Origin of the sequence: Paenarthrobacter sp. YJN-5 (assembly GCF_015040095.1) — a bacterium.
Lineage (GTDB): Bacteria > Actinomycetota > Actinomycetes > Actinomycetales > Micrococcaceae > Arthrobacter > Arthrobacter ureafaciens.
In genome coordinates this window covers 2,964,342-2,984,952 of sequence record NZ_CP053544.1, presented here as the reverse complement: position 1 = coordinate 2,984,952, position 20,611 = coordinate 2,964,342, and the positions used below count along the sequence as shown (strand labels likewise).

22 protein-coding genes are annotated in these 20,611 nt (G+C 64.8%); 16 read left to right on the top strand and 6 right to left on the bottom strand.

Annotation, left to right across the window (positions count from 1 at the left end):
- The first annotated feature begins 16 nt into the window (after positions 1 to 16).
- From ispG to HMI59_RS14080, 3 genes are all read left to right on the top strand, one after another.
- Positions 17 to 1,183, top strand: a complete 1,167-nt coding sequence (gene ispG, locus HMI59_RS14090; protein ID WP_193591642.1) for a flavodoxin-dependent (E)-4-hydroxy-3-methylbut-2-enyl-diphosphate synthase — start codon at positions 17 to 19, stop codon at positions 1,181 to 1,183.
- A complete protein-coding gene (locus HMI59_RS14085) occupies positions 1,146 to 2,024 on the top strand; it encodes a GNAT family N-acetyltransferase (RefSeq protein ID WP_193593767.1) in 879 nt (292 codons plus the stop codon). Before ispG ends, HMI59_RS14085 begins: the two co-directional genes overlap by 38 nt.
- Before the next feature lie 89 nt (positions 2,025 to 2,113).
- Positions 2,114 to 2,851: a hypothetical protein gene (locus tag HMI59_RS14080; RefSeq protein WP_193591641.1), complete on the top strand. Its 738-nt coding sequence runs from the start codon at positions 2,114 to 2,116 to the stop codon at positions 2,849 to 2,851.
- 96 nt (positions 2,852 to 2,947) lie between these two features.
- On the opposite strand, the gene HMI59_RS14075 is transcribed toward HMI59_RS14080, so the two are convergent.
- The gene (locus tag HMI59_RS14075; protein ID WP_227471634.1) at positions 2,948 to 3,691 is read right to left on the bottom strand and encodes an ABC transporter permease; all 744 of its coding nucleotides are present in this window, start codon (positions 3,689 to 3,691) and stop codon (positions 2,948 to 2,950) included.
- An 8-nt stretch (positions 3,692 to 3,699) separates the two neighbouring features.
- A complete protein-coding gene (locus HMI59_RS14070) occupies positions 3,700 to 4,461 on the bottom strand; it encodes an ABC transporter ATP-binding protein (RefSeq protein ID WP_193591639.1) in 762 nt (253 codons plus the stop codon).
- A gap of 474 nt (positions 4,462 to 4,935) precedes the next feature.
- Here HMI59_RS14070 and HMI59_RS14065 point away from each other — a divergent pair, with 474 nt between their 5' ends.
- Positions 4,936 to 6,747: a proline--tRNA ligase gene (locus HMI59_RS14065; protein ID WP_193591638.1), complete on the top strand. Its 1,812-nt coding sequence runs from the start codon at positions 4,936 to 4,938 to the stop codon at positions 6,745 to 6,747.
- Entirely contained in the window at positions 6,744 to 7,538 is a 795-nt protein-coding gene (locus HMI59_RS14060; RefSeq protein WP_166183969.1) for a TSUP family transporter, read from the top strand. Before HMI59_RS14065 ends, HMI59_RS14060 begins: the two co-directional genes overlap by 4 nt.
- Here HMI59_RS14060 and HMI59_RS14055 read toward each other — a convergent pair.
- Positions 7,535 to 8,542, bottom strand: coding sequence for an aminoglycoside phosphotransferase family protein (locus HMI59_RS14055; protein ID WP_166183971.1), 1,008 nt, complete (start codon positions 8,540 to 8,542; stop codon positions 7,535 to 7,537). The genes HMI59_RS14060 and HMI59_RS14055 overlap by 4 nt on opposite strands.
- Positions 8,543 to 8,600: 58 nt before the next feature.
- Positions 8,601 to 9,680 carry a DUF4439 domain-containing protein gene (locus HMI59_RS14050; RefSeq protein ID WP_227471394.1) on the bottom strand — a complete coding sequence of 360 codons (1,080 nt, stop codon included), beginning with the start codon at positions 9,678 to 9,680 and terminating at the stop codon, positions 8,601 to 8,603.
- A gap of 117 nt (positions 9,681 to 9,797) precedes the next feature.
- Here HMI59_RS14050 and rimP point away from each other — a divergent pair, with 117 nt between their 5' ends.
- The gene (rimP, locus tag HMI59_RS14045) at positions 9,798 to 10,409 is read left to right on the top strand and encodes a ribosome maturation factor RimP (protein WP_062095970.1); all 612 of its coding nucleotides are present in this window, start codon (positions 9,798 to 9,800) and stop codon (positions 10,407 to 10,409) included.
- Positions 10,409 to 11,389, top strand: coding sequence for a transcription termination factor NusA (gene nusA, locus HMI59_RS14040; protein ID WP_062095972.1), 981 nt, complete (start codon positions 10,409 to 10,411; stop codon positions 11,387 to 11,389). Before rimP ends, nusA begins: the two co-directional genes overlap by 1 nt.
- A 91-nt stretch (positions 11,390 to 11,480) precedes the next feature.
- Here the strand turns inward: nusA and HMI59_RS26085 are convergent, their stop codons facing one another.
- The gene (locus HMI59_RS26085) at positions 11,481 to 11,699 is read right to left on the bottom strand and encodes a hypothetical protein (protein ID WP_370583593.1); all 219 of its coding nucleotides are present in this window, start codon (positions 11,697 to 11,699) and stop codon (positions 11,481 to 11,483) included.
- Here HMI59_RS26085 and HMI59_RS14035 point away from each other — a divergent pair.
- From HMI59_RS14035 to HMI59_RS14020, 4 genes are all read left to right on the top strand, one after another.
- On the top strand, positions 11,619 to 11,873 hold the full coding sequence (locus tag HMI59_RS14035; RefSeq protein WP_370583585.1) for a YlxR family protein: 255 nt from the start codon (positions 11,619 to 11,621) through the stop codon (positions 11,871 to 11,873). The two genes, HMI59_RS26085 and HMI59_RS14035, sit on opposite strands and share 81 nt — an antisense overlap.
- 152 nt (positions 11,874 to 12,025) lie before the next feature.
- Positions 12,026 to 14,908, top strand: coding sequence for a translation initiation factor IF-2 (infB, locus tag HMI59_RS14030; protein WP_021472626.1), 2,883 nt, complete (start codon positions 12,026 to 12,028; stop codon positions 14,906 to 14,908).
- Positions 14,909 to 14,986: 78 nt separating this feature from the next.
- Positions 14,987 to 15,490, top strand: coding sequence for a 30S ribosome-binding factor RbfA (gene rbfA / locus HMI59_RS14025; protein ID WP_021472627.1), 504 nt, complete (start codon positions 14,987 to 14,989; stop codon positions 15,488 to 15,490).
- An 80-nt stretch (positions 15,491 to 15,570) separates the two neighbouring features.
- Positions 15,571 to 16,053, top strand: coding sequence for a nucleoside deaminase (locus HMI59_RS14020; RefSeq protein WP_193591637.1), 483 nt, complete (start codon positions 15,571 to 15,573; stop codon positions 16,051 to 16,053).
- A 31-nt stretch (positions 16,054 to 16,084) separates the two neighbouring features.
- Here the strand turns inward: HMI59_RS14020 and HMI59_RS14015 are convergent, their stop codons facing one another.
- Positions 16,085 to 17,239, bottom strand: coding sequence for a pyridoxal phosphate-dependent aminotransferase (locus HMI59_RS14015; RefSeq protein ID WP_193591636.1), 1,155 nt, complete (start codon positions 17,237 to 17,239; stop codon positions 16,085 to 16,087).
- 34 nt (positions 17,240 to 17,273) lie between these two features.
- Here HMI59_RS14015 and truB point away from each other — a divergent pair, with 34 nt between their 5' ends.
- The 5 genes from truB (at position 17,274) to rpsO (ending at position 20,576) form a co-directional block, all read left to right on the top strand.
- Positions 17,274 to 18,239 carry a tRNA pseudouridine(55) synthase TruB gene (gene truB / locus HMI59_RS14010; RefSeq protein ID WP_193591635.1) on the top strand — a complete coding sequence of 322 codons (966 nt, stop codon included), beginning with the start codon at positions 17,274 to 17,276 and terminating at the stop codon, positions 18,237 to 18,239.
- Positions 18,240 to 18,241: 2 nt separating this feature from the next.
- Positions 18,242 to 18,595 (top strand): hypothetical protein, encoded by a 354-nt coding sequence (locus tag HMI59_RS14005; RefSeq protein WP_021472631.1) that lies wholly within the window; start codon positions 18,242 to 18,244, stop codon positions 18,593 to 18,595.
- A gap of 1 nt (position 18,596) precedes the next feature.
- Positions 18,597 to 19,061 (top strand): hypothetical protein, encoded by a 465-nt coding sequence (locus HMI59_RS14000; RefSeq protein WP_193591634.1) that lies wholly within the window; start codon positions 18,597 to 18,599, stop codon positions 19,059 to 19,061.
- 83 nt (positions 19,062 to 19,144) lie between these two features.
- A complete protein-coding gene (locus HMI59_RS13995; protein ID WP_193591633.1) occupies positions 19,145 to 20,128 on the top strand; it encodes a bifunctional riboflavin kinase/FAD synthetase in 984 nt (327 codons plus the stop codon).
- 178 nt (positions 20,129 to 20,306) lie between these two features.
- Positions 20,307 to 20,576, top strand: a complete 270-nt coding sequence (gene rpsO / locus HMI59_RS13990; RefSeq protein WP_021472634.1) for a 30S ribosomal protein S15 — start codon at positions 20,307 to 20,309, stop codon at positions 20,574 to 20,576.
- Positions 20,577 to 20,611: the final 35 nt, after the last annotated feature.

Below are 20,611 nucleotides of genomic sequence, written 5' to 3'. Positions count from 1 at the left end.
AACCCAAGGAGTCCACGTGACCTCGGTCAGCCTGGGAATGCCAGCCGCCCCTCCACCCGTCCTCGCTCCGCGACGCAAAACGCGGCAAATCAAGGTCGGCTCGGTAGGTGTTGGCTCTGATTACCCCATCAGCGTGCAGTCAATGACCACCACTCCCACCACGGACATCAATGCCACGCTCCAGCAGATCGCCGAGCTGACCGCGTCCGGTTGCGACATCGTCCGTGTTGCGTGCCCTTCTGCCGATGACGCCGAGGCCTTGCCGATCATTGCCCGCAAGTCGCAGATCCCGGTGATCGCGGACATCCACTTCCAGCCCAAGTACGTCTTCGCCGCCATTGAGGCAGGGTGCGCCGCTGTCCGTGTGAACCCGGGCAACATCCGGAAGTTCGATGACCAGGTCAAGGAAATCGCCGCTGCTGCCAGGGACCACGGCACTTCCATACGCATCGGCGTCAACGCCGGTTCGCTGGAGCCCGGCATCCTCAAGAAGTACGGCAAGGCCACTCCAGAAGCCCTGGTGGAATCAGCCGTATGGGAAGCTTCGCTCTTTGAGGAACACGGCTTCCATGACTTCAAGATCTCCGTGAAGCACAACGACCCCGTGGTCATGGTTGCCGCCTACGAGATGCTCGCAGAAAAGGGTGACTGGCCCCTGCACCTGGGCGTCACAGAAGCGGGCCCTGCCTTCCAGGGAACCATCAAGTCGGCCACGGCTTTCGGCGCGCTCCTGTCCCGCGGCATCGGTGACACTATCCGTGTGTCCCTGTCCGCTCCTCCCGTCGAGGAGATCAAGGTGGGCAACCAGATCCTGCAGTCGCTCAACCTTCGCCCGCGCAAGCTGGAAATCGTGTCCTGCCCGTCCTGCGGCCGTGCCCAGGTGGACGTCTACACCCTCGCCGAGGAAGTGACGGCAGGGCTGGAAGGCCTGGAGATTCCCCTTCGCGTAGCGGTGATGGGTTGCGTAGTGAATGGACCCGGTGAGGCCCGTGAAGCGGACCTCGGCGTTGCTTCCGGCAACGGCAAGGGGCAGATCTTCGTGAAGGGCGAAGTCATCAAGACCGTGCCCGAAAGCCAAATTGTTGAGACACTGATCGAAGAGGCGATGCGCATCGCCGAAGAGATGGGGGAGGCCGATGGCGAAGATGCTGTCAAAGGTAGCCCCGTGGTTAGCGTCTCGTAACGAGGCCGGCCTGGGAGTCAGGGTGCTCGGCGCTGCCGACACCCTGGCCCTTCGCGCGCTTGCGAATGAAGATCCTGTAGCGAACGTTTTCATCCTCGCGCACTTGGACAGCGTAGGAACAGCGGCGCCCACCAGCGGTGGCGCGAAGGTCTACGGCGTTTTCGACGACGACCGGCTCATCGGGGCTTGCTGGGCAGGAGCCAACATGGTCCCTGTTCAACTGGACCCCGCACTGGTGGAGCACGTAGCCGCAGCGGCACACCAAGCGGGCCGTCGCTACGCCTCCATCTTCGGCCCGGCCGAGAGCGTCCTGGCCCTCTACTCGAAGTTTGAGCAACTAGGGCACTTTGCCCATGAAGTCCGCGAGCGGCAACCCCTCCTCACCATCTCGGGCGCACCGGCCATTCCAGCCAACCCCTCATTGATCTTCGGCACCATGGCGGACTTCGATCGGATACTTCCCGCTTGTGCTGCCATGTTCGAAGAGGAAGTAGGGTATTCGCCGTTCCTCGGCGGCCAGGACTTCTACAGCCGGCGTGTTGCCGGCCTGATCCGGCAAGGCCACTCCCTGGTCCACATCGATGCGGATGGCACCGTGGTGTTCAAAGCCGAACTCGGCGCGGTCACGCGGGACGTCACACAGGTGCAGGGCGTATGGATGAACCCCGGTCTCCGCGGCAGGGGTGAGAGCGCCGGCTACATGGCCGCCGTCGTCAACCTCGCCAAGACCTTCGCCCCCGTCACAAGCCTCTACGTCAACGACTTCAATGCCAAGGCGCGGGCAACCTATGAGCGGGTGGGCTTCACGCAGGCGGGCACGTTTGCCACGGTGCTCTTCTAGCGCGGGGTGCCGGAGAACCCCTGTTCGGGCTTGTAGGCTTGTCCCGGCCAACAATTGTCGGCTCATCGCTCGAACTCATTGGGGAAAAAATGAAGAGGAACGCTCTGCGCGGATTTGCCGCAGCAGGACTTTTGGTCATCGGACTTACTGCATGTGGCGGCGGCGCATCGACGGACGCTGCGTCCTCGGCTCCGGCCGGCGAAACCCCGTCCGCCACACCCACGCCCACCGAGGCAAAGCAGTACACCACGCAGGAGCTCGTAGACCTCGTGAAGCAGATCAAGGCCGACGACGGGTCCGAACTTACGGTCTCTGCCATTGACGATCTTGCCAGCCAGCAGAACCCGCTCAAGGAACTCATCAGCCAGATGACCATCGAACCGGCAGAGTGCAAAGAGCTCAGCACCCTGGGTGCGTCCCAGTCGATCGAGGGCTCCACGGCCGCAGCAGGAGCCAAGATTGACACGGATGCCCAGGTGGTCACCGGCATCTCGCTCATTTCCGGCGTTGACAAGGAAGTTCTGACGAAGAGCCTGGAAGACAACGAGGACCAGGCTGCCAAGTGCGCGAACATGACCATGACCATGGGCGGTTCCACCCTGAAGGTGAGCACCGAGAAGTTCGACGGCATCAGCTCCGTGCCCGGGGCCAAGGGTTTCAAGACCGCAATGGTCCTGCCCGACGGCCGGAGCCAGTCCACGTACATGGGCTTTGCCATCAAGGACGGCGTGCTGATTTCGGCAACCGCCTCCGGTGCCAACGCTGAGAGCGAAGGGGTTGCCGCAGCAGGCGCCCTGATGGACCAGGCCGCGGCACTCATCAAGTAGCACGCAGCCATCGGGCAGTTGTGGTTGCTCCCAAGCCGGGAACAGCCACAACTGCCCGCTGCGTGTCTGCTGCGGCAAGCACCTGCCGCCCGTGGCTTAGGTGGTCTGCCTCCGCAGCGTCAGGGAAGCGAGCACCAGCACTCCCACCACGATTCCACCCATCACGGCAGTATCCTGCCACAGGGCTTCCGTGGCGTCGGTGTGGGCTGCGATTTCCTGCAGGGCATCGACCGAGAAAGTCAACGGGAGCGCACCTGAGATACCGTCGAGGACATCGTTCATGTTCTCCCGGGCCACGAAGAGTCCGCACAGCAGGATCTGCGGCACTACGACCACCGGCATGAACTGGACGGCCTGGAACTCGGTCCGGGCAAACGCCGAACACAACAGCCCCAGTGCCACGCCGAGGACGGCATTGATGACGGCGATCATCACCACCAGGCCGGGGCTTCCTTTGATGTCCAAGTCGAAAATCCAGTAGGCAACGGCTGTAGCCACCAGGGACTGCAGGGCAGCCATGAGGGAGAAGGCCAGGGCGTAGCCGAACAGCAGGTCTGCTTTGTGGATGGGGGTGGTCAGCAGCCGCTCAAGCGTTCCCGAGGTCCGTTCGCGGAGCATGGTGATTGAGGTGACGAGGAACATCACCACAAACGGGAAGATGGCGAGCATCATCAGGCCCACGCGGTCGAAGGTCCTTGGAACCCCTGGCGGCAACGTCTCGTTTTCGAACAGGAAATAGACGGCTGCCAGCAGCAGTGCCGGAACCACCAGGATGAGGGCAATACTGCGGTGATCGTGCCGCAGCTGGCCCAGGACGCGTGCGGCGGTGGCCAAGGTCATGCGCGGGTTCATGATGCGGCACCAGTCTTTTGGGTATCGGTGATTATGGCCAGGAACGCCCGTTCCAGGTCCTTGTTCCGGCCGCGTTGGGCCAGTTCCTCCGGCGTCAGCTGTGCCAGCAACTGTCCCTCGCGCAGCAGCAGTAACGACGAACAATGGGACGCCTCCTCCATGACGTGGGAGGAGATCAGCAACGTGGTTCCTGCAGCAGCCATTGCAGCGAACCGTCCCCACAGCTCGGTCCGCAGCACCGGGTCCAGGCCCACTGTCGGTTCATCGAGCACCAACAGCGCGGGATGCGACACCAAGGCACAGGCCAGCGACACGCGGCTGAACTGCCCGCCTGAGAGGTCCGCGGCCTTCCGGCGCATGTGGGATTCAAGCCCGACGGCGGCAATCGCCTGGGCGACGTCCGCCGCCGTCGCGCCGTGCATGGCGCCGAAGTACTTGACGTTCGCTGCCACGCTCAGGTCTCCGTACACGCTGGCACCCTGGGTGACATATCCGACGTCGTGCCTCAACGCTGCGCTGCCCGCCGGGCGGCCAAGGACGCTCAAGGTTCCCCTGCTGATCTTCTGCACGCCGACGATCGCCCGCATGAGAGTGGTCTTGCCACTGCCGGAGGGGCCAATCAGGCCCGTAATCCGCCCCGGCATGATGCTGAACTCCAACCCGCGCAGGATTGTGGTCCGCCCCCTGGAGACGTGCAACCCTGAGGCCGCGATTGCGGCAGTTTCCGCGTCCTGGGAAGGGGCTGTTCCGCGTGGCATTGCGTGCCTCCCGACGCATAGCTGATTCACCAACCGGTGAATTGAAGCTAGGCCGGGACAGGCCACCCGTCAATGCCCTGGGGCGGCTGGTTCCTTGAAAAGGTGTCTCCAATCACATACATTCGTCCCTAGCCGTGTCGTTGGGGGCAAGGGTGGCAAAGGGGGAAACCATGGAACTTACCTCAAAGGGTATGTGGTGCCCTCCGTCCATCCGTAAGCTCGGCAGTGACCAATGCTTCCCAGTCGCAGGAGGTCCTTTTCCGCTGGAGGGAACAGGAGTCTAGTTTCCATACGGAGTCTGCGGCCGGCCGGCCGTTGAGCCACGCCATTGCAGGATGACCAGCCGGTTCGGCCAGGGGCTTCCAAACGCGAAGGCGTGGCTCATCTGTTTCCACGTTCCAAAGGCGCTCCCGCCAGCCGGTAGATTAGTAGGAGTTCTTTTTGCCCTGCTGCCATAGAAACGGATAAGTACCCGTGGTCCTTCGCCTCTCCCAGTTGTTCCTGCGCACTTTGCGCGAAGATCCCGTCGACGCCGAGGTGGCCAGCCACAAGCTTTTGGTCCGCGCCGGCTACATTCGACGGGCTGCTCCCGGCATCTACACCTGGCTGCCGCTGGGGTTGAGCGTGCTGCGCAAGGTGGAAGAGATCATCCGCCAGGAAATGGCCGCCATCGGCGCCCAGGAAGTGCATTTCCCTGCCCTCCTGCCCCGGGAACCCTACGAGGCCACCAACCGCTGGACCGAGTACGGCGAAGGCCTCTTCCGCCTCCAGGACCGCAAGGGTGCGGACTACCTGCTTGCGCCGACGCACGAAGAGATGTTCACGTTGCTGGTCAAGGACCTGTACTCGTCCTACAAGGACCTGCCGCTGAGCCTCTACCAGATCCAGAACAAGTACCGGGACGAGGCACGTCCGCGGGCCGGCCTGCTGCGCGGGCGCGAGTTCATCATGAAGGACTCCTACTCCTTCGACGTTGACGACGCCGGCCTGGACGCCAGCTACGCCGCCCACCGAGCCGCCTACCTCAAGATCTTCGAGCGCCTGGGCCTGGAAGTTGTTCCGGTAGCGGCCACCGCCGGCGCCATGGGCGGCTCCAAGAGCGAAGAATTCCTCTTCCCCACGGAGATCGGCGAGGACACCTTCGTCCGGTCGGCCGGCGGGTACGCTGCCAACGTCGAAGCAGTCACCACCGTGGTCCCGGCGGAGATCGACTTCACCAACGCCCCGGCTGCCGAGGTGCTGGACACCCCGAATACGCCCACCATCGAAACCCTGGTGGACGCTGCCAACCAGCTCGCTCCCCGCAGCGGGTCCGACGGCGGCGCCTGGACTGCCGCCGACACGCTCAAGAACGTCGTCCTTGCCGTCACCCTGCCCACGGGTGAGCGCCAGATCGTAGTCATCGGCGTCCCGGGCGACCGCGCGGTTGACCTCAAGCGCGTTGAAGCCAATATCGGCGCCTTCCTGCCCATCGGCGGAGAGGTGGGACTCGAAGCTGCCAACGAGGAAGACCTCAAGAAGCTGCCGTGGCTGGTCAAGGGCTACATTGGCCCGGGCCTTTCCCTTGATGAAGCTGTCCTGGGGCTCGAGGGTTCCTCCAAGCTCCTCTACCTGGTGGACCCGCGCGTCGTCGCCGGTACCACCTGGATCACCGGCGCCAACCTGGACGGCAAGCACGTCTTTGGACTCGTAGCCGGCCGCGACTTCACGTGGGACGGCGTCATCGAAAGCACGGAGGTCCGCGCGGGAGATCCCGCTCCGGACGGCTCCGGTCCCTTGGAAACTGCCCGCGGCATCGAGATGGGCCACATCTTCCAGCTCGGCCGCAAGTACGCCGAAGCCCTGGACCTGAAGGTACTGGACCAGAACGGCAAGCAGGTGGTGGTCACCATGGGCTCCTACGGTGTAGGCGTCACGCGTGCCGTGGCTGCCCTCGCCGAGGCCAACCATGACGACCGTGGCCTGGTGTGGCCGCGCTCGGTTGCTCCGGCCGACGTCCACGTTGTGGCTGTAGGCCGCGGTGACGAGATCTTCGAGGCTGCCGGAAAGCTGTCCGCGGAGCTGCAGGACGCGGGCCTGGACGTCATCTTCGACGACCGTCCCAAGGTCTCTCCGGGCGTGAAGTTCGGGGACGCGGAGCTCCTGGGCGTTCCCACCATCCTCGCTGTCGGCCGCGGCCTGGTTGACGGCGTGGTAGAGGTCAAGGACCGCCGCAGCGGCGAGGCTGAAAATGTCCCGGTGGACAAGGCCGTCGATTACGTGGTCAACGCTGTCCGCAGCCGTTGATCTCCGGCTTCGAAGGAATCCAGCTCACCACGCTCATCTTGATTGTGGTGGCTGGATTCGCAGCCGGCTGGGTTGACGCAGTGGTGGGCGGCGGCGGACTGATCCAGTTGCCCGCACTGCTCCTGGTACCGGGGATCACCCCTGTCCAGGCGCTGGCCACCAACAAGATGGGGTCCATCTTTGGTACTGCCACCAGCGCGGCCACGTATTACCGGCGGGTTGGTCCTGACCTCAAGACGGCCGTTCCCATGGCAGTCATCGCCCTCGCCGGCAGCTTCGGCGGGGCGGTCCTTGCCGCGTCGCTGCCGGCCAGCGTCTTCAAGCCCATCATTGTGCTGGCGCTCATCGCCGTCGCCGTTTTTACTGCCGTGCGCCCGAACGCAGGTGAGTTGACGGCGTTACGCCACGACGGACACAGGCATTACGTCATTGCCTGCCTGATTGGCGGCGTCATCGGTTTCTATGACGGCCTGATCGGACCCGGGACGGGATCGTTCCTGGTCATCGCCTTGGTGTCCGCGCTCGGCTATGCGTTCCTGGAGGCCAGTGCCAAGGCGAAGATCGTCAACATGGCCACGAACGCCGGCGCTTTGCTCTTCTTCCTCCCGCACGGTTCCTTGCTGTGGGGCGTGGGCCTCGTCCTGGGGTTCGCCAACATGGCCGGCGGCTACCTCGGAGCCCGCACGGCCGTGGCCAGGGGGAGCCGTTTTGTCAGGCTGGTCTTCCTGGTGGTGGTCGCCGCGCTGGTCATCAAGCTTGGCATTGACGTGTGGAACGAGAACTTCGCCTAGCTCCGGGCCGCTCCCGGAACCGGAAGCTCGTGGGCGCGGGGGAGGCCGTCCAGGGTCTTGCCTGCCAGCGTGCTGGCCACCCACAGGGAACGCGCCACGTCGCCGCTGTGGCCGTGTTTTTGGGCATACCACAGGGCGTTTTGGACCTCGCGGGCGATGCTCCACTGCCGGGCGGCCTCGGGATCGAGTCCGGCGGCGATGCTGAACTCCAGGCACCGCTCACGTAATCCCGTCTCCGGGTCTGCGGGCGGCAGGTCCGGGATCCGGTTCCACAGAACAGGTGCCACGGCAAACTCGGCCTCGCCGATCTGCGGTTGGGGATCGAGGGCCAGGTAGCCCTTTCCGTCCTCTGTGGCCAGAATGTTCATGAAATGAAGGTCAGTGTGGACCAGGACGTCCTTGCCTGAGCGGCGGCCCACTGCGCCGCGGGTCTGGCAGACCTCCAGTGCCGCTTCCAGCAGCCAGCGGGGGAAGGGCATGCCCAGGAGTGCCCAGTCCTGCGGGAGCTCATCACTCCATCGCTCGGCAGTCGCTGCAATGTGATCCATGGCCATCCATTCCGGCCTGTCGTCCGGGGTGATCGACAATCGACGGACGACGTCGGCCCAGACCTCGCGCGCCTGGTCCACCGGTACATCCTGCAGCGACGCCGATGCGTCCAAGCGGTCCAGCAGCATTGAACAGTTCCGGCTGTCCACCTCGAGGAGCCGCACCGCGCCGTTTCCGTTCCAGAGTGCCAGGGCGAGGGGCTCGGCAAGGGCTTCGTCGTGGGGGTAGGCGATCTTCAGGGCTGCCGGCTTGTTGTTGCGGAGAACCGGGATAACTACGGCCCCGTGGCCGTTCCATGGTTGGTTCCCTGCTCCGAGGTCCACCTGGAGGTCCCAGCGGTCCACTGCGCCCCGGATGAGCCCGGGGAGGCTTGCCAGCCAATCCCGCCCGGCGGAGTCGCGGTTGTACCGGGCGTGCAGCTCGCCCGGGATCGGAATCGCAGCGTGTGGTCCCACGTCCTCAGCCTAGCTCCCGCACCCGGGTTGTTGCTGTTCCTGGCCGGGACACGCCCCGCTAATTGCCCGCCGCGGTGGGAGCAGGCGTCGGCAGGGCAGGCAGGTCCTCGACGTCCACCGCCAAGCCCGGGAGCGCGGGCCACGCAGCACCCCAGGCCAGGGCGCGCCGTGTGGCTGCCATCAGGGCTTCGGCGGCCCACGCCCGGGTCCGTCCGTCGGAGAGGGCGATCAGGTCACCAAACGCCGGCAGGGAGCCGATTTCCATCGTGCCCAGGGCGGCGGCAGGGTCCTCCGTGAAGTGCTCGCCGAGGCGGTAGCCTGCCTCGCGCCGGGGAACATCCGCGCAGTTGGCACGCGTCAGCAGCTCGGCTTCCTTGAGCAGCTGCTGATGTGCCGCCAACGACTTCGCGGCTTCGCTTGCCTCCGCCTCCGGGAGGCGCTTCAGTGCTACCTGATAGACGTAGACCGATTCGTGTTCCAACCGCACGGCAGCAGCCAAGGCCGAAGCCGTGGTCGCAGCGTCCGGATCCGTCGCAGGGCTGGCCGATGCGCAGGCCGCGTCCTGTCCGCCGGAGTCCGAAGCAGCGGGTCCTGGAGAACCAGCGGGCCCTGGAGAACCAGCGGGTCCTGCAGGAGCGGGGGCGGGCAGCTTGAGCCGGGCTGCGATTCTTTCGGCTTCCAGGACCTGGGCGGTTCCGACGGCGGCCAGCAGCCGGGACGTCCCGCCGTCGGCCATCTCTGCATCGCGGAGACGCTGTCCTCCGCTGGCGGAAAGGCGGGTAACCACGTCAGCCGGGGTGTCCTGGTCCGTAACGCCGGCCCGTGTCGGGGACTCCACGGGTGGACGGTCCCCGGCCTTCAGCAGGGCCCGTGCATGGGTTGTCAGCAATGTCACAGCGTCCGCCAGCGCGGTATCCGCAGCGTTGCTTCCTTGCGCGTCCACCAGCCTGCCGGCGGATTCCCGCAGGGCTACCGCGTCTTCGTAGGCGGCCGCGCGTGCACTTTCAGAGAACGGAACCGGCTCAGGATCCCCGGAATCCCGCGGAAGGATGACCATTCCGGTAGCGGCCACCAGCAGCGCAACCAAGCCAACGAGCACGATGCGCGGCCAATGACGCGGCGTCTTTTTTGGGCTCATCAGCTTGTTCACAAATCACCATGGTGTCATGCGGCGGGTGAAGCCGGTGCACCATGTTGCCGCGAAAATCGTTAGGCTAGTAGTCACAACAACATCTATCGGGAGGCGGCGGGCAGCGTGAGTGACTCGGAAGCCACTACTTCAACAGACCGTGCTGGCACGGACTCATCGGCCACCGTCCACAACCCGGAAGAAAGCAGGCTCAAGGCCCTGCTGGAGCCGGCTGTCCTGGCCAACAGGCTCTACCTTGAGGACGTCTCCATCCATGTCGCCGGTTCGCACCGGACCGTTCATGTGGTGGTGGACCTGCCCCAGGAGGAGACCGGCGGCGTCAGCCTTGACGCGATCGCCGATGTGTCCCGTGGCCTGTCCGATATCCTTGACAACGATCCCCACGACGACGGCCGTCCCTATGACCTCGAGGTGTCCTCGCCCGGCGTCGGACGCCCGTTGACCGAACCGCGGCATTGGCACCGCGCACGTGGCCGCATGGTCAAGGTCAACGTCATCCAGGGAGAAAACATCCTCGGGCGCATCGCATCCGTGGATGATTCGGGTGTGACCCTTATCCCCGAGCACGAGGTCAAGAAGGGCATGAAGCCCAAGCAGGGTGACCCCATCACTATTCCTTTCGACAGGATCCGCCAAGGAAAAGTCGAGATTGAATTCAGCCACCTCCAGGAGGCCGGGCTGGCAGACGAACACAATGGACCTTCCGAGGAGGCCTAATGGATATTGACATGAGCGCACTGAGACTTCTGGAGCGTGAGCGTGAAATCCCGCTGGACCTCCTGATCCCCACCATCGAGCAGGCGCTCCTGGTGGCCTACCACAAGACGCCCGGCGCCTTCGAGCGGGCCCGCGCAGAGCTTGACCGCAAGAGCGGGCACGTGACCATCTGGGCAACCGAAATCGACGACGACGGCGAGGCCGTTGGCGAGTTCGAGGACACCCCTGCCGGGTTCGGCCGCATTGCGGCCAGCACCGCACGCCAGATCATCCTCCAGCGCCTTCGCGACGTCGAGGACGACAACGTCCTGGGTGAGTTCAAGGGCCGTGAGGGCGAGCTCGTGGCCGGCATGATCCAGCAGGGCAACAACCCGCACATGATCCAGGTCAACCTGGGCACGGTGGAGGCTTTGCTGCCGCCGCCCGAACAGGTTCCGGGGGAGAAGTACCTGCACGGAAGCCGCTTGCGTGCCTTCGTCGTCGATGTGCACCGCGGCGCCAAGGGTCCGTCCATCACCCTGTCCCGCTCGCACCCAGGATTGGTCCGCAAGCTCTTCGAAATGGAAGTTCCGGAGATTGCTGACCGTTCCGTGGAGATCGTGGCACTCGCCCGCGAAGCCGGGCACCGGACCAAGATTGCAGTCAAGGCCAACGCCCCCGGCGTCAACGCCAAGGGTGCATGCATCGGCGAGATGGGCTCCCGTGTCCGCGCGGTCATGACCGAGCTGAACGACGAAAAAATCGACATCGTCGACTACAGCGAGGATCCCGCAACGTTCATCGCGAACTCGTTGTCGCCGTCGAGGGTGAGTTCGGTCACCATCACTGATGAGGCCACGCGTTCGGCACGTGTGGTTGTGCCGGACTACCAGCTGTCACTGGCCATCGGCAAGGAGGGCCAGAATGCGCGGCTCGCCGCCAAGCTGACCGGCTGGCGGATCGACATCGTGTCCGACGCCGCCGGCACTAAAACTGACTGAATAAGGCCTGTGCCGTGAGCCCCCGCCATACCCGGCGGGGGCTCCGGTTTCGGCTGTCAGGAGCAGGGGGCTAGAATAGATGGAACCGGGCTTACGTCCGGTATCCGTTCGTAGAGGTGCGTAAGGCAGGTTGGGACACATAGTGGCTGAACTGCCCGGACATGGCCCTGGCCCTGTCCGCACCTGCATTGGATGCCGGAAGCAAGGCTCCCGGTCCGAGCTCCTCCGGCTGGTCGCCCAAGGCAACGGTTCGTCCGTTGTCGTAGTGGATGAACGACGCCGGATGGCCGGCAGGGGTGCGTGGCTGCACCCCGACGAAAAGTGCCTGGCATTGGCGATCAAGCGGCGCGCTTTCGGAAGGGCCCTTGCGGGCGCTGCCGAAACGACCGCCGTCGAACGCTATTTCATGCCGGGTATGCCACTTGCGGAGGCCCCGGCCTCCGCGGGAAAACCGTCCAAACCTGAAAGCGGGTCAGAAATCTGATGGAAACCCGATGAGTTCCCAGCGATGAGTGCGTAACGATGACAACTTTGTTGCGCTCTGCAATGGGCCTGTCCGCCGTGGAAGCGGTAAGGGCCCGCAGTAAGAAGTAGACGGTTCGTGCCTGGCTCGGTGCGGACCGAGACAGGAGAAATGTGGCCAAGGTCCGCGTACATGAGCTCGCCAAAGAGCTCGGTATTACTTCCAAAGATGCAGTAACCAAACTGCAGGAATTGGGCGAATTCGTTCGCTCCGCCTCTTCCACCATTGAGGCCCCCGTCGTGAAGAAGCTTCGCGACGCTTTCCCGGGTGCCGGCGCTGCAAAGTCCGCCGCCCCCTCAGCTGCACCTGCAGCACGTCCCTCAACACCGGCAGCATCCCGTCCGGCTGCGCCGACTCCGGGACCTGCAGCACCGAAGGCTCCGGCTGCTCCGGCTCCGGCAGCTCCGGCTGCCTCCACGCCTGCTCCGGCGGCGCCCGCGGCTCCGGCAGCATCCACTCCGGCTGCATCCGCTCCGTCTGCGGCAAAGCCCGGTGCCCGGCCTGCTCCCAAGTCGGACTCGTCCTCTGCCCGTCCGGGTGGACAGGCGCCCCGTCCGGGCGGTCCGCGTCCGGGCAACAACCCCTTCGCTACGTCCCAGGGCATGCCCCGCGGCCGTGGTGGCGATGGTGAACGTCCGCCGCGTCCGGGCAACAACCCCTTTGCAACGTCCCAGGGCATGCCCCGTCCGGGTGGCCGCACTGACGGTGAGCGTTCCGGCGGTCCCCGTCCCGCAGCAGGCGCCGGCGGTCCCCGTCCGGCAGCCGGTTCCGGTGGTCCCCGTCCCGCTGCAGGCTCAGGCGGTCCGCGTCCGGGTGCTCCGCGCCCCGGCGCTCCCCGTCCCGGTGCTCCCCGCCCCGGCGGCGGCCCTGGCGGAAACCGTCCTACTCCGGGCATGATGCCCAACCGCACTGAGCGTCCGGCTCCCACCGGGGGTCGCCCGGGTGGTCCGGGTCGTCCGGGTGGTCCGGGCCGTCCCGGCGGCGGACCCGGTGGTGGCACCGGTGGCGGAGCTCCCGCCGGCGGTGGCTTCGGCAAGGGTGGCCGCGGTCGCGGTGGTACCCAGGGTGCGTTTGGCAAGGGCGGCGCAGGCCGTGGCAAGCAGCGTAAGTCGAAGCGCGCAAAGCGCCAGGAACTGGAGCAGATGAGCGCTCCGTCGCTGGGCGGCGTCACCGTACCCCGCGGCGACGGCGAAACGATCATCCGCTTGCGTCGTGGTTCCTCCATCACTGACTTCGCAGAGAAGATTGATGCAAACCCCGCCTCGCTGGTGACGGTTCTGTTCCACCTCGGCGAGATGGCTACGGCAACGCAGTCCTTGGACGAAGACACCTTCGCCCTGCTCGGCGAGGAACTCGGCTACAAGCTGCAGGTTGTCTCTCCGGAAGACGAGGAGCGCGAACTTCTCGACTCGTTCGACATCGACCTCCAGGGTGAACTGGATGCCGAAGGTGACGACGTCCTTGAGCCGCGTGCACCCGTTGTTACGGTCATGGGCCACGTTGATCACGGTAAGACCCGCCTTCTGGACGCCATCCGCAACTCCAATGTTGTGGCCGGCGAACACGGCGGCATCACCCAGCACATCGGTGCTTACCAGATCAGCCACGTCCACGAGGGCACTGCCCGCGACATCACGTTCATTGATACCCCGGGCCACGAGGCCTTCACGGCCATGCGTGCCCGTGGTGCCAAGGTCACCGACATCGCGATCCTGGTTGTCGCAGCCGATGACGGCGTCATGCCGCAGACGGTCGAAGCGCTCAACCACGCCCAGGCGGCCGGTGTGCCGATCGTGGTGGCCGTGAACAAGATCGACAAGGAAGGCGCCAACCCGGACAAGGTCAAGGGCCAGCTCACCGAGTACGGCCTGGTTCCCGAAGAATACGGTGGCGACACCATGTTCGTTGAGGTCTCTGCACGCCAGAACCTGAACATCGACGAACTGATCGACGCTGTCCTGCTGACGGCCGACGCCGCCTTGGACCTGCGTGCCAACCCGGACAAGGACGCTCGAGGCATTGCCATCGAAGCGAACCTGGACAAGGGCCGCGGTGCGGTTGCCACCGTTCTGGTGCAGTCCGGAACGCTGGCTGTCGGAGACACGATCGTCGCCGGTACCGCGCACGGCCGCGTCCGCGCCATGTTCGACGAGAACGGCGAGGCGCTGGACGTTGCGCTGCCGTCACGTCCGGTCCAGGTCCTCGGTTTGTCCAACGTGCCGCGTGCAGGTGACACCTTCCTGGTGACGCCGGACGAGCGTACGGCCCGCCAGATCGCCGAGAAGCGTGAAGCCGCGGACCGCAACGCCGCCCTGGCCAAGCGCCGCAAGCGCATCAGCCTCGAAGACTTCGACCAGGCTGTTGCCGAAGGCAAGATCGACACCCTCAACCTCATCCTCAAGGGTGACGTTTCCGGTGCCGTGGAAGCCCTCGAAGATGCCTTGCTCAAGATCGACGTCGGCGACGACGACGTTCAGCTCCGCGTCATCCACCGCGGTGTGGGTGCCATCACGCAGAATGACGTCAACCTGGCGACGGTGGACAACGCCATCATCATCGGCTTCAACGTCAAGCCTGCCGAGCGGGTGGCCGAACTGGCCGACCGCGAAGGCGTGGACATGCGCTTCTACTCCGTCATCTACGCAGCAATCGATGACATCGAGATGGCCCTCAAGGGCATGCTCAAGCCGGAGTACGAGGAAGTCCAGCTTGGTACCGCCGAGGTTCGCGAAGTCTTCCGTTCTTCCAAGTTCGGAAACATCGCCGGCTCGATCGTCCGTACGGGCATCATCCGCCGTAACGCCAAGGCACGCGTCAGCCGTGACGGCAAGGTCATCGGTGACAACCTCACCGTTGAGACCCTCAAGCGGTTCAAGGACGACGCCACCGAAGTCCGCAGCGACTTCGAGTGTGGTATCGGTCTTGGCTCGTACAACGACATCGCCGAAGGCGACATCATCGAGACCTTCGAGATGCGCGAGAAGCCGCGCGTCTAAGGTTCCGTTGGAGCGGGTCCGCCGGGATTATCCCGGCGGACCCGTTCCGTTCCCGTTTCTACTTTCCAGGAGGAAGTCATGGCTGATCCGGCACGCGCTGCCAAATTGGCACAGCGGATTAAGGTCGTGGTTGCCGAGGCCCTCGGGCGTCGGGTCAAGGATCCGCGCGTCGAGTCCGTCACCGTCACCGACGCCCGCGTCACCAACGACCTGCAGCATGCCACGGTGTACTACACCGTGTTCGGCGACGAGGTTGCACAGTCCGATGCCGCAAAGGCCTTGGAGAAGGCCAAGGGCGTACTGCGCCAGGAAGTCGGCCGCAACATCACCGTGCGCCTGACGCCTACCCTCGAGTTCGTTGCCGACCAGATCCCGGTCAACGCCTCGAACCTCGAGGAGCTCCTGCGCGAAGCCAAGCGCCGTGATGCCGAGCTTGCCGCATTGCGCGCCAGCGCCAAGCACGCAGGCGAGGCGGACCCGTACAAGAGCGATTCAGCGCACGACGTTGACGAAGACGATTTCGACGAAGAGGACATTGACCTCACCGACGATGACGACGTGGACGAAGACGGCAACCGCTAGGACTGTCTCAATGAAAAATGCCTCCGGGGACCTTGTACCCCGGGGGCATTTTTCGTCTCTGCACTCGCTAGGATCGAGGCATGCCAGCGCACAGCGAAGAACAACGCAACGAGTACCTTGAACAGGCCATCCGGTTGGCGATCAGGAACGTCTCCGACGGCGGTGGCCCCTTCGGTGCCGTGGTGGTTACTCCGGACGGGGCCGTTCATGAAGGCGTCAACCGCGTGACCCTTGACAACGACCCCACGGCGCACGCCGAAGTCGTGGCCATCCGTCGCGCGGCGGCTGATACGGCGAATTTCGACCTCACCGGTTCCGTGCTCTACGCAAGCTGCGAACCCTGTCCGCTGTGCCTGTCGGCGACGTTGTGGGCGAGGATCGGGCACGTCTATTACGCAGCGGACCGTCACGGCGCGGCGCGTGCGGGCTTTGACGATGCCCTCTTTTATGAATACTTTGCCGGTACCCGTCCCGAGCTGCTGCCGGTGGAGCACACCCCGCTGACGGCGTCGGATTCCCCGTTCGAGGCGTGGCGGAACTACGCGGGGCGGGTCGACTACTGACGCCGCTGCGCTCCGCCGTCGGGCACCCGCCTCAGGCCTTGGCGGGAAGCCGTCCGACGCCGTCGAGCAGGTCCTGTTGCTTGCCGCACAGCGCGATGCGGATCCAGCCTTCGCCGATCGACCCGAAGGCTGTGCCCGGGGCGAAAGCTACGCCGGATGAGGCCAGGAAAGCGCGGGTCCACGCCCGGACGTCCCCGCCGCTGACGTGCGAGACATCCGCCCAGAGATAGAAAGCTCCCTGCGCCCCCAGGAACGGTATGCCCTTCGCCGTGAGGATGGCCGAGGCGGCATCACGGTTGCTCCGGTAGTGGTCGCGGGCGGTGTCGACATAGTCCTGGGGCCCGGTCAGCGCTGCGAGGGCCGCGTATTGGGATGGCGACGCCACGCAGGAGACGATCGACTCCATCACGTTGTTCATCAGCTTCTCCATGCCCGGGGGACACACCAGGGCGCCGATGCGCAGGCCTGTCAGTCCGTACGTCTTGGACAACGTCAGCGACGTGAAAACGCGTGCCTGGCCCGGGACATCGCTATCGAAGCGTGCGGGACTGACATGCGGGACGTCGAAGGTGAACGCTTCGTAGCACTCATCGGAAATAATCCAGAGATCATGCCGTACAGCCAGGTCAACCAACTGGCGCATGGTGTCTTCCTGGATGACGGCGCCCAGCGGATTCGACGGCGAGTTGAGCATCAGGACTTTGGTTCGCGGGGTGATGAGCGCTTCGATGTCCGTGATGTGCGGCTGGAAGTCGTTCTCCGGGTAGAGCGGGTATTCGACCGGCACGGCGTGGAGGAGGCTGCTGGTCATGGCGAAGGTGGGGTACCCGGGATTGGGGATCAGGATTTCATCGCCGGGGGAGAGCAGCATGCTCATCACGAAGTGCAGGCCCTGCTGCGCCCCGTCCACGACGTAGACCCGCTCGGATCCCACGGCTACGTGCTGCGTTTCGCGGAAACGTGCGGCAAACGCCTCCCGCAGGGCGGGGATCCCGGCGTTGGGTGTGTAGTTGGTTTCGTCACGATCCAGGCACGCCATGCCCGCCTCGACCACATGCCTTGCCAGCGGGAAACCGGGTTCGCCGATGCTCAGGACCACCGCCCCGGGAGTGGTCCAGGCCGCCTCGGTGATTTCGCGGATCTGGTTGACGGGGACATCGCGGACGTGCTCGGCAAGCTGGGGCATGGGAGCCATCCTAGCCACCGATATACTGGTAAGCGTGCTTTCTGGACTGGTGATCGTTGACAAACCGCAGGGATGGACCAGCCACGATGTGGTTGGCCGGATGCGGCGGCTGGCAGGTACCCGGAAAGTGGGGCACGCGGGCACGCTCGATCCCATGGCCACGGGTGTCCTTGTCCTTGGCATCAATAAGGCCACGCGGCTCCTGACGTACATCGTGGGTACCTCCAAGACCTACACGGCCACCATCCGACTCGGCGAAACCACTATCACCGACGACGCCGAGGGCGACGTTACCGAGGCGCGGACCGCCGTCGACGTCACCGATGCCGCCATCGCTGCCGGCGTCTCGGCCCTGACCGGCCCCATCCAGCAGGTACCCAGCAGCGTCAGCGCCATTAAGGTCAACGGGGAACGGTCCTACGCCCGCGTCCGCTCGGGCGAGGAAGTCAAGCTTGCTGCCCGTCCGGTGACCATCCATCGCTTCGATGTCCACGGCATCGAAAGGATCGACGGCGGCAGGGTAGTGGACGTCGATGTCACGGTCGAATGCTCGTCCGGCACGTACATCCGGGCCTTGGCGCGGGACCTGGGAAATGCGCTCGGGGTCGGGGGCCACCTGACGAAGCTTCGGCGGACCCAGGTTGGCCCGTACACGATCGACCAGGCACGGACACTGGAACAGCTTGCCGAAGACCTTGAGGTTCTGGAGATGTCCGCCGCGGCACGGTCGCTGATGCCCAACCGCGACCTGAGCGAAGACGAGGCAACGGAGATTTCCTTTGGTCGCCGCATCGCCGCCGGACCCGGCGCGGGGACCCCGGAGGCTGCCACGGTGGAGAATCCCGCCGCGGCCTTCGCGCCGTCGGGCGAACTGGTTGCCCTCCTGGCGGACACGGGAGCCTTTGCCAAGCCGGTGTTGGTTTTCGCGCCGGGAACCGGGGCGGCGGCCCCGGCGGCCCCGGCTGCTGCAACTGACGCGGGAACGGAGAGCAACAACTGACTATGGACGGATACTTTTACTCCATCCTCATAGTGGGCCTCATCTCCACGATCATGTGTGTTGTGGCCGGCCTGATGAAAAAGGCGCCCAACGACGCCACAATTTTCTCCGTCCTCGCCGTGGAGCTTGCCCTGTTGGTCTACCTGGTGGGTTCCATCGTGCGGGTGGCCATGGGGGAGCAGATCGCGGGCGAGCCTTGGGAGTTCTGGGGCTACCTCGCAACAGCCCTCATAGTTCCCGTAGGCGCTGTGTACTGGTCCATCCTGGAACGCACCCGCTGGAGCAACTTTGTCCTGGCCGCCGTGGGCGTCACGGCTTTGGTGATGGCTGCCCGCATGAACCAGATCTGGTACTGACATGAAGGAAGAACACATCGTGACTGGAGTCGAGTCCGAAACCGCCGGAACCGGTCAGAAGGACACCCGTAATACCGGCCCCGGACGGTTGTTGATTGCCGTATACGGGGTCTTTGCCCTCTCGGCGACAGCGCGTGCGGGCTACCAGATCGCGACCAAGTTTGCCGAAGCTCCGTTGGCGCACCTGTTGTCGGCGTTTGCCGCCGTCGTGTACATCGTGGCCACCATATCGCTCGCCAAGCCGGGACGGACCTGGTTCAAGGTTTCGCTGGCCGCTGTCCTCGTTGAACTTATCGGGGTGCTGGTAGTGGGCGCGATGAGCCTGTTCGATCCTGTGGCCTTCCCGCATGACACCGTGTGGTCGGTCTTCGGACGCGGCTACGGCTTCGTGCCGCTCGTGCTGCCCATCCTGGGACTGCTGTGGCTGAACCGGCGCAGGCCGTCGGATTCTCCGTCCCGGGCCTGAGGCGTATTGCGGGTAACCTTAGATTGTTCCGGCGCCGGATGGTTGCCGGGTGCAACGAAAATCAGCAGTAAAAGGCGAGGTTGATGGTCCACATTTGGAACGATCCCACCGAGGTCCCGCGCGACTTCGGCCCAACAGTCGTTACCATCGGCAACTTTGACGGCGTTCATCGCGGTCATCAGCATGTCCTCGCGCAAGTCACCCAGACCGCCCGGCGGCACAACATCCCCGCAGTGGCAGTGACGTTCGATCCCCACCCGGCGCAGGTCCACCGTCCGGAGTCTGCCCCCGAGCTGATCATGGGACTGCAGGACAAGCTTGAGGCTTTGGGCTCCACCGGCTTGGATGCGGTGTTGGTGATGAAGTACACCTTGGACCTCGCCGCCATGACCCCGCTGGAATTCGTGCGGGACGTGCTGGTGGAAAGCCTTCACGCCGAACATGTGGTGGTGGGCCACGACCTCCGCTTCGGTGCAGGTAACGGCGGAGACGTCGGCACCATGCAAGAGCTGGGGGAGAAACTGGGGTTTAGCGTCCAGGTGGTCAACGAGTACGGAGCCGGCGGCTTCCCCCTCCATCACGACGGCGACGCGGACCGCCGGTGCTCCTCGACGTGGGTGCGCGAAGCATTGTCGCAAGGCGACGTCGTCACCGCCGCAGCGGTCCTGGGGCGCCCGCACCGAATGCGCGGCGAGGTAGTCCATGGTGCCGCGCGGGGCCGCGACCTCGGTTTTCCTACCGCGAACCTGTCCCATGATTCCACCGGGTACGTTCCTGCCGACGGCATCTACGCCGGCTGGCTGATCGATGAGTCCGGGACCCGGTGGCCCGCAGCGATCTCCGTCGGTTCCAACCCCACGTTCGACGGGGTGAGCCGCCAGGTGGAGGCCCACGTGATAGACCGTCCCCGGGAAGCGGTGGAGGACTTCGACCTTTACGGGCAAACGGTGGCGGTGGAATTCACCCGGCGCCTGCGGGGCATGGTGGCCTACCAAGGGCCGGAAGCCCTGGTGGAACAAATGAACCTCGACGTCGCCCAAGCGCACGAGTTGCTGACTTCGCACTAGGCATCAAACCGCCCGCCGCTAGCGCTTTCGACAACAACACTGACCTGCCGGTAAACTGATGAGTGGTTCCGGCCGCAGTCCGTGGCAGCTGGACCTGTTTTTGTGTGCGGCGACGCACCCAAGACAACCCGCCAGCGAAGTGTTGGGCGGGAAGCACGGCACAACTCTAGGAGTTCACGTGGCACTTGACGCCGCTGTAAAGCAGTCCATCATCAAGGAATACGCAACCTCTGAAGGCGACACCGGTTCGCCCGAGGTCCAGGTTGCAGTCCTGACTCAGCGGATCAAGGATCTGACTGAGCACATGAAGCAGCACAAGCACGACTTCCACACCCAGCGCGGTCTCCTCGCCCTGGTTGGTCGCCGCAAGCGCATGCTTTCCTACCTGAAGGACACCGACATCGCCCGCTACCGTTCGCTCATCGAGCGTCTCGGCCTGCGCCGCTAGTCTGCCTTGGCGGCCCGGTCCTTCGCGGAGCGGGC

What these genes read in the sequence shown, in the direction of transcription:
- HMI59_RS14000 (WP_193591634.1), top strand. Translation starts at nt 18,597, where the DNA reads ATGAAGGAAGAACACATCGTGACTGGAGTCGAGTCCGAAACCGCCGGA.
- HMI59_RS14075 (WP_227471634.1), bottom strand. Translation starts at nt 3,691, where the DNA reads ATGACCTTGGCCACCGCCGCACGCGTCCTGGGCCAGCTGCGGCACGAT.
- HMI59_RS13995 (WP_193591633.1), top strand. Translation starts at nt 19,145, where the DNA reads ATGGTCCACATTTGGAACGATCCCACCGAGGTCCCGCGCGACTTCGGC.
- HMI59_RS14015 (WP_193591636.1), bottom strand. Translation starts at nt 17,239, where the DNA reads ATGCCCCAGCTTGCCGAGCACGTCCGCGATGTCCCCGTCAACCAGATC.
- HMI59_RS14080 (WP_193591641.1), top strand. Translation starts at nt 2,114, where the DNA reads ATGAAGAGGAACGCTCTGCGCGGATTTGCCGCAGCAGGACTTTTGGTC.
- rbfA (WP_021472627.1), top strand. Translation starts at nt 14,987, where the DNA reads ATGGCTGATCCGGCACGCGCTGCCAAATTGGCACAGCGGATTAAGGTC.
- nusA (WP_062095972.1), top strand. Translation starts at nt 10,409, where the DNA reads ATGGATATTGACATGAGCGCACTGAGACTTCTGGAGCGTGAGCGTGAA.
- HMI59_RS14070 (WP_193591639.1), bottom strand. Translation starts at nt 4,461, where the DNA reads ATGCCACGCGGAACAGCCCCTTCCCAGGACGCGGAAACTGCCGCAATC.
- HMI59_RS14050 (WP_227471394.1), bottom strand. Translation starts at nt 9,680, where the DNA reads ATGAGCCCAAAAAAGACGCCGCGTCATTGGCCGCGCATCGTGCTCGTT.
- HMI59_RS14005 (WP_021472631.1), top strand. Translation starts at nt 18,242, where the DNA reads ATGGACGGATACTTTTACTCCATCCTCATAGTGGGCCTCATCTCCACG.
- HMI59_RS14020 (WP_193591637.1), top strand. Translation starts at nt 15,571, where the DNA reads ATGCCAGCGCACAGCGAAGAACAACGCAACGAGTACCTTGAACAGGCC.
- HMI59_RS14085 (WP_193593767.1), top strand. Translation starts at nt 1,146, where the DNA reads ATGCTGTCAAAGGTAGCCCCGTGGTTAGCGTCTCGTAACGAGGCCGGC.